The 7165-nt window shown below is 67.0% G+C and carries 8 protein-coding genes; 2 read left to right on the forward strand and 6 right to left on the reverse strand.

Going from position 1 to position 7165, the window contains the following annotated elements; genetic code table 11:
• From L0D17_RS12590 to L0D17_RS12615, 6 genes are all read right to left on the reverse strand, one after another.
• On the reverse strand, positions 1-1154 hold a 1154-nt coding region (locus L0D17_RS12590), incomplete at its 3' end, for a tetratricopeptide repeat protein (RefSeq protein WP_479729395.1).
• A complete protein-coding gene (locus L0D17_RS12595; protein WP_243095624.1) occupies positions 1144-3039 on the reverse strand; it encodes an AMP-binding protein in 1896 nt (631 codons plus the stop codon). The genes L0D17_RS12595 and L0D17_RS12590, both read right to left, overlap by 11 nt.
• Positions 3039-3869 carry a serine/threonine-protein kinase gene (locus L0D17_RS12600; RefSeq protein ID WP_243095625.1) on the reverse strand — a complete coding sequence of 277 codons (831 nt, stop codon included), beginning with the start codon at positions 3867-3869 and terminating at the stop codon, positions 3039-3041. Before L0D17_RS12600 ends, L0D17_RS12595 begins: the two co-directional genes overlap by 1 nt.
• Positions 3862-4536 carry a metal-dependent hydrolase gene (locus L0D17_RS12605; protein ID WP_243095626.1) on the reverse strand — a complete coding sequence of 225 codons (675 nt, stop codon included), beginning with the start codon at positions 4534-4536 and terminating at the stop codon, positions 3862-3864. The genes L0D17_RS12600 and L0D17_RS12605 overlap by 8 nt, the downstream gene beginning before the upstream one ends.
• A gap of 21 nt (positions 4537-4557) precedes the next feature.
• Positions 4558-4929, reverse strand: coding sequence for a DUF3809 family protein (locus tag L0D17_RS12610; protein ID WP_243095627.1), 372 nt, complete (start codon positions 4927-4929; stop codon positions 4558-4560).
• Complete coding sequence (locus L0D17_RS12615; RefSeq protein ID WP_039458978.1) at positions 4926-5135, reverse strand: DUF3248 domain-containing protein; 210 nt, start codon at positions 5133-5135, stop codon at positions 4926-4928. The genes L0D17_RS12610 and L0D17_RS12615 overlap by 4 nt, the downstream gene beginning before the upstream one ends.
• Before the next feature lie 136 nt (positions 5136-5271).
• On the opposite strand from L0D17_RS12615, the gene L0D17_RS12620 reads away from it, so the two are divergent.
• Positions 5272-6654 carry a PucR family transcriptional regulator gene (locus L0D17_RS12620; protein ID WP_243095628.1) on the forward strand — a complete coding sequence of 461 codons (1383 nt, stop codon included), beginning with the start codon at positions 5272-5274 and terminating at the stop codon, positions 6652-6654.
• A gap of 81 nt (positions 6655-6735) precedes the next feature.
• Positions 6736-7143, forward strand: coding sequence for an aminotransferase class III-fold pyridoxal phosphate-dependent enzyme (locus tag L0D17_RS12625; protein WP_423247956.1), 408 nt, complete (start codon positions 6736-6738; stop codon positions 7141-7143).
• The last annotated feature ends 22 nt before the right edge of the window (positions 7144-7165 follow it).

A 7165-nucleotide genomic window follows, 5' to 3' on the forward strand; every position in this document is an offset into this window, starting at 1 on the left:
ACGTGGGCGCAGGTCCATCCTAAAGGGGTGGTCCCACGTTTTGACGTGTACTGAGCGCTAACCCAGGTCAAGGGGTCCAGGGTGGGCCAGTTGACGAAACCCAAGGGGCGCGCCGTCCCATAGGCCTCCCATTCGTAGCTGGCAAGGCGGTCCAGGACCTCGGCCAAATAGGCGGCAAAGGGGCTCGCCCCTGGGATGGCCTCCAGGAAACGGCCCCGGTAAACCCGCCCCGGGTGGCGACGGTTATAGGCCTCCACGGAGTAGGGCTCAAACTCCCGCCCCAGCAAAAGGCCCAGGGTCCATGGGGACACGTCGGCGGTGTAGTCCCCGTGGGCGTGCCCGGGGCGGGGGGCGCGGCGCAGGTTGCCGTGAAGGGCGTCCAAGACCTCCCGCCCTTCCAGGAGGAACTTTTCCAAGAAGGGGCCCTCCCAATCGGGATAGCCTTCGTCCTCGGGCAGCTCCGTCCAGACCCCTTGGAAGAGGTAGAGGGGGCGGTCTGGGTGAAGGCGGTTGTGGTTCAGGAGGGCCCGGTAGAAGGCGGGGGGAAGGAGGGTGTACGTGCGCACGGCGTTGGCCCCCATGGCAGAGAGGAGTTCAAGCCAGGCCCGGTAAAGCGCCTCTTCCTCGGGAAACTCCGTAGGAAAACGCCCCGGCAGGGCCACCCCCAGGTTCACCCCCCGCACCAAAAGGGGCTTGCCGTTCACCCAAAAGCGCCCTTCACGGGCGGCGAAGGGAGGGGGGGGCTTGCGGGCCTTGGGGTTTGGGGGTGGGGGAGGGGGGAGGGTGTTTAGGAGGCTTTCCGCCTCGGGATAGCCCTGGCGGGAGGCGGCCAAAAGGGCGCTCCTTGCCCCTTCCAGGTCGCCGAGCGCGCGGAGGGTCAGGCCGAAGCCGTAAAGGGCCTCGCCTCCCCCTTTGAGGAGACCCACCAGGCGGCCAAAGGTGAAGAGGGCCTCCCGGAACTGGCCCAGGCGGTATTGGGCGAAGCCAGCGAGGAGCAAGGCTTCCTCTGGGGGGTCGTGGCCTTGGGTCAAGGGCGCTAGCTTTGCGAGCGCGCCCTCCATCTCTCCACGGGCGTAGAGGGCGCGGGCTTCCTCCAAAGGGTTCGCCCAGCCCAGACCCAGGGCGACCAGGGCGGCGAGAAGCCTAGCCACCATGGGCCGCTTGGCGGATGGCCTCCACCGCCTCCGGGTTTTCCAGGGCGGAGAGGTCCCCGGGGTCTTGGCCCAGGTAGGTGGCCCGCACCACCCGGCGCATCACCTTGGCGTTGCGGGTTTTGGGAAGGTCGGGCACAAAGAGGACCCGCTCGGGCCTTAAGGGTTTACCCAGGGCCTCGGCTACCTTCTCCGCCACCGCCTCGGCGAGGGCGGGGCTTGCCTCCACCCCCGGCTTGAGGACGGCGAAGAGCACGATGGCCTCCCCCTTGACCGGATCCGGCACCCCGATGGCGGCCGCCTCCTTTAGGGCGGGGTGGCCCAAGGCCGCCGTTTCCACCTCCGCCGGGCCCACCCGCTTGCCCGCCACCTTTAAGGTGTCGTCGCTTCGGCCCAGGATGAAGAAGTGCCCGTCCTCGTCTAAAAGGGCGAAGTCCCCGTGGACCCACACCCCGGGCACCTTGGCGAAGTAGGCGTCCAGGTAGCGGGCTTCGTCCCGCCAGAAGCCCTTGGTCATCCCGGGCCAGGGGGCGAGGACGGCGAGCTCCCCCACTTGGTCCCGCACGGGCCTGCCCGCCTCGTCCAAAACCGCGGCCTTCATGCCGGGCACGGCGGTGTTGAACCCCATGGGTTTGATGGGCTTCAGGAGGACGTTCCCCAGGATGCCCCCCGAAACCTCCGTTCCCCCGGAGTAGTTGACGATGGGCCGTTTTTCCTCCCCCACCACCCGGAAGAACCAGAGGTAGGGCTCGAGGTTCCAGGGCTCTCCCGTGGAGCCCAGGACCCGGAGGGAGGAGAGGTCGTGGGCCCGCACGGGGGCTTCCCCAAAGGGGATGAGGGCCCGCACCAGGGTGGGGGAGAGGCCCAGGTGGGTGAGGCGGTGGGCCTCCACCATCCGCCAAAGCCTCTCGGGGCCAGGGTGGTCGGGGGCGCCGTCGTAGAGGAAGCCCGTGCCCCCCAGGATGAGCCCCCCCAGGATGGCCCAAGGCCCCATCATCCAACCTAGGTCGGTGAACCAGAAGAGGCGGTCCTCCTCCTTGAGGTCAAAGAGGAGGGCCATGTCCAAGGCGGCCTTGAGGGGGAAGCCCGCGTGGTAGTGCACCGTGCCCTTGGGCCGGCCCGTGGTCCCGGAGGTGTAGATGAGCATGAAGGGGTCCATGCTTTCCATTTCCTCCGGAGGGGAGGTTTCGCCCCCCAGGGCGGCGTAGTCCACCTCCCCTGCCACTAAGGGAAGGCCCAAGCGCCGCACCACCAAAAGGCCTTCCGTGCCCGAAAGGGCTAAGGCCTTGCGGGCTTCCCCGAGGAGCTCCACCCTCCTTCCCCGCCGCAGGAAGCCGTCTTGGACGGCGAGGAGCCTAGCCTCGGCGTCTTTTAGGCGGATGGCGGCGGCCTCGGCGGCGTAGCCGGAGAAGATGGGGACGGCGATGGCCCCGAGCCAGGCAGTGGCGAGGAGGAGGGTGGCGGCCTCGAGGCCCATGGGCATCCAGATGCCCACCCGCTCCCCCCGGCCCACCCCGAGCGCCCTAAGCCCCGCCGCCACCCGGGCCACCTCCCTCCTAAGCTCCCCGTAGGTGAGGGCGCGCACCTGACCGTCCTCCGTTTCGTGGAGGAGGGCTGGGCGGTCCTCCGGGTGGCGCAGGGCTGCCTCCACCAGGTTGAGCCTTCCCCCTACGAAAAAGCGGGGGAAGGGGAAGCCTCCCTCAATGACCTTGCTGTAGGGCCTGCGCCAGGGCACGCCCAAGTGGCCCAAGAACTGGTGGTAGAAATCCTCCGCCTCCTCCACGCTGTAGCGGTAGAAGGCCTCGTAGTCATGGAAGCCCAGGGCCTCCATGAACCGGTAAAGCCGGGTGTTTCGGGCTTCCTCTTCGGGGTACCAGACCGGTTCCATCACTTCCTCCAAAAGGGAAAGCGCTTGGGTTTCTTGGGCTCCTGGGGCTCCGTGGGCGGGCCCTGGGGGTGGCGGAGCACCTCCAGGAAGCCCTTGAGGTCCAGGCGTTCTTCCGGGCGCTTGGCGAGGAGGCGCCTGAGGGCCTTGTCCAGCCTTGGGGGTAGGCTCGTGGGGGGCGGGGGGAGGAGGAGGTGGGCCTGGCGGAGCTCTTCCAGGCTTTCCCCCCGAAAAGGCCGCTTGCCGGTGAGGAGCTCGTAGGCCATGACGCCGAAGGCGTAGGCTTCGCTTTTCGGGCTCGGCAGGGCTCCCAAAAAGAGCTCTGGGGCCAGGTAGTGCGGGCTTCCGGCGTACTCGGGGCTGCCCTCCACCAAGGAGCGTAACGTGCCGAGGTCCCCCAGCTTGTAGTGGCCCCCGTCAATAAAGACGTTGGAGGGCTTCACGTCCTGGTGCAGAAAGCCCTTCTCGTGAAGATATAAAAGGGCTTCTCCCACCTCCAAAAGCGCCTTCACCGCCTCCTCCCGGGGCAGGGGGTCCCGGTGGAGGCGCTCCTCCAAGGTGCCTTCCTCCAAGTACTCCAGGGCCAAGAAGGCCTCCTCCCCCAAGGGCACCCCCGCCAGGCCCCGCACCAGGTGGGGGTGCTTGAGGGAGAGGGATAGGGTCACCTCCCGGGCGAAGCGCTCCGCCAGCTTGGGGTTTTGGCGCACCTCCTTCTTGGGGAGCTTCAGGGCCACCTTCCCCAGGCCCGGGGCCTCGGCCAGGTAGACTTGGGCCGTCTGGCCCAGGCCCAGGAGCATGAGGAGGCGAAAGTCCTTGCGCTTCAAGCTACTCAAGGACCAAGACCCCTCCCGGCTTCAGGGCGTGCCCCTCCACCCCCCGCTCCCCGGCCTTCTGGGCGAAGGCCTCCCCATCTTGCCGTATGGGGGGGAAGGTGTTGTAGTGGATGGGCACCACCTTTTTGGGTTTGAGGAGGTCTAGGGCCTTTAAGGCGTCCTCCGGCCCCATGGTGAAGTGATCCCCGATGGGTAAGAAGGCGAGGTCCAGGCCCACCTCCCCGATGAGGCGCATGTCCGAGAAGAGGGCGGTGTCCCCGGCGTGGTAGATGCGCTTGCCCCCAAGCTCCAGGATGACCCCCATGGGCATTCCCCCGTAGGTGCCGTCGGGGAAGCTGGAGGAGTGCCAGGCGGGGGTCCACTTGAGCCAGCCGCCTTCAAAGCGGTAGGTGCCGCCGATGTTCATGGGGATGCTCTTGGCCCCGTGCTTTTCGGCGTAGGTGGCGATCTCAAAGGTGGAGACCACCACACCCCCCTTCTTGGAAAGGGCCACGGCGTCCCCAAAGTGGTCCCCGTGGGCGTGGGTTATCAGGATAAGGTCGGCCTGGACCTCGGCCACAGAGGCCGCCGCCAGGGGGTTGCCCGTGAGGAAGGGGTCTATGATGACCTTGGTTTTGCCGTCGGAAAGCCAGACCGCCGAGTGGCCCAGGTACCGGATTTCCAGCATAGGCACCTCCTTTAGAGGGCACTATACCGGAGAAGGGGCTTGGGGGGAAAGGGCACGTTCTAAGTAGCGGTGGAATAGGGCTTCCAAGATTTTGGCGAAGGCCTTTTCGCCCCAGCTCCTTCCCTCGGGCAGAACTAAGGTGAGCTCCAGCTCCAGTTCCCATCCCTCCTGAACCCGGTGCGCCTGGCCCTCCACCCGCAAGGAAGGGGGAGGTAGGGGCAGGGCCATGAGGCGCTCGCCCTCCAGCCGGCTGGCAAAGGGGAGAACCAGCTCCCCCAGCACGGGGTTTTCCTGGCGCAGCACCCCTCGGAGCTCAGGGCCGTGAAGATGCACCTCCAGGGGAAGTCCTTGGGGCAGGCTGCCGTTTAGGTGAAGCTGGAGCCTGGCCTTCATCCTTCCACCCACTCCACCCGCACCCGGCCTTCCTTGAGGAGGCGGGAAACCTCGGCGTCGGGGACGTTGAGGAGCCTGGGAAGCTCGCGGAACCGGGGCGTGGCCGAGGCCAGGCCCACCCGCACGATGAGCACGTCCTCCTCTTCCGCGCGCCCGATGCGCCACACCAGGTGCTGGCCGAGGAGGTCTAGGAGGTCCTTCTCCACCTCTTTAGTCTACTCCCGGTTCAAGGCGGTGCTCGGAGCGGGCTGGAAGATGGAGCGCGGGGGTGGGGTTCTGGGTGCCCGCTCGTCCCCTTGACTGCGTTCCCTGCCGCAGAATAGAGGGGAAACGGGGGAGTGTGTGACGGGACTTCCTTTGCAAGACCTCTTGGCCCTGCCCGCGCTTAGCGGGGCACGCCTCCGTGGGGGGGATCCCTTTCGCCGGGTGTCTTGGGTACACGTGGTGGATCTGCCCGAGCCCTTTCCCTGGGTGAAGCCCGGGCAGCTTCTCCTCACCACGGGGTATGCCTGGCCGCGGGAAGAAGGCGCCTTGCGGGCTTTTGCTTCCCTACTCGCGGAACGGGAACCCGCAGGGGTGGTGCTGGCGGTGCCCCAGTTTTTTGCCCAGTTCCCCGAGCCGGCCTTGGTGGTCCTGGCCGCCCGGGGAGTGGCGGCCCTGGAGCTTCCCTGGGAGGTCCCTTTTGCCCAGGTGACCGAAGAGGTGCTCCGCCTGCTCCTGGCCCGGCAGCTTGCGGTCCAGGAGCGGGTGCAGGTGGTGCATCGGGCCCTGATGCAGGCGGTGTTGGCCCGAGAAGAGCTGGAAAGCTTTTTGGAAAGACTTTCGCAGCTATTGGGTAAGTCGGTGCGGTGGGTGGAGCGCCACGAGGGCTTTGCGGTGCCTGTGCCCTTGGGCCGGGAGCGGGGAGGGTACCTCGTCCTTTCGGGCGAAGCGGACGAGGTGGAGCGCCAAGCCTTGGAGAACGCCGCCTTGGTGGCGGGCTTGATCCTTGCCCATCACCGGGCTTTGGCCGAGCAGGAGGCGCGGCTTGGCTACGCTTTCCTGGATGCACTTTTGGAGGGAAAGCGGGAAGCGTTGACCCCAGAGCGGGCCCGGGCTTTCGGGCTGGACCTGGGGCGCCGCTACCGGTTGGGCGTGTTGCGCCTGCCCCTTTCGCTGCCCCTTACGGAGGCGGGGTTCCAGGAGCGGGAGGCCGCCCTCAAAGAGGTTCGCGCCCTTCTCAAGCGCTTGGGGGCGTGCGCCGTGGTTTCCGTGAGCCTTAACGAGGTGCGGTTTCTCCTGCCCGAGAACCTCGAGGCCCCCTCCTTCTTCCACGCCCTAAACCGCCCCTGGCCCCTTTACCTATCCCGGCCCTACGCCCCCGCAGAGCTCGCCAAGGCCCGGGAGGAGGTGGAGCGGCTGGAGGGTTTTGCACAGCCGGGCGTGTACCTCTACGAGGCGCATTTGGTACCCCGCTTCCTCCGAGGGGATCCGGAGGCTCGGCGGGAACTCAAAACGCTCCTTTCCCCCTTGCGCCCTTCGGAGCGGGAGGCCCTTTTGGCCTGGGTGGAGCGGGGGTTTTCCTTCAAGGAGGCAGCGGCAGCCTTGGGGCTCCACCTAAACACCCTGCGCTACCGCTTGCACCGGGTGGAAGAGAAGCTGGGCCTGGATCTCCGGCGCCCTGAAGACCGCTTCCTCCTGGAACTGGCGGCCCGGATTTGGTCCTTGGATGACAAAAAGGTTTGAGCGCTTTTGTGGGTGGCACACCTAGCTGCAAGGGTCCTCCCTCCGCTAACCTGATAACCCAAAGGAGGCAACGTGGCCCTGGTGGAGTCGCGCAACGAAGCCCTTTGGCACCTTAGGGAGCAGTACGTGCCCCGGGGGGTGGCCCAGGCGCACCCGGTGTTTGCCGCCCGGGCGGAGGGGGTTTGGATCTGGGACGTGGACGGGAAGGCATACCTGGACTTCACCGGAGGCATTGGGGTCATGAACGTGGGCCACGGCCACCCGCGGGTGGTGCAGGCGGTGCGGGCTCAGCTGGAACGCTTCACCCACGTATGCTTTCAGGTGACCCCTTACGAGGCCTACGTACGCCTGGCGGAGCGCCTCGCCGCTCTGGCTCCTGGGGAGTTCCCTAAGAAGACCGTCTTCCTCACCACCGGGGCCGAGGCGGTGGAAAACGCCGTGAAGATTGCCCGGGCCCTATGTACACGTCAAAACCTCCATAGGGCATAACCCCAAGGGACTTCCGCGCCTT

The organism is Thermus thalpophilus (genome assembly GCF_022760915.1).
GTDB lineage: Bacteria > Deinococcota > Deinococci > Deinococcales > Thermaceae > Thermus > Thermus thalpophilus.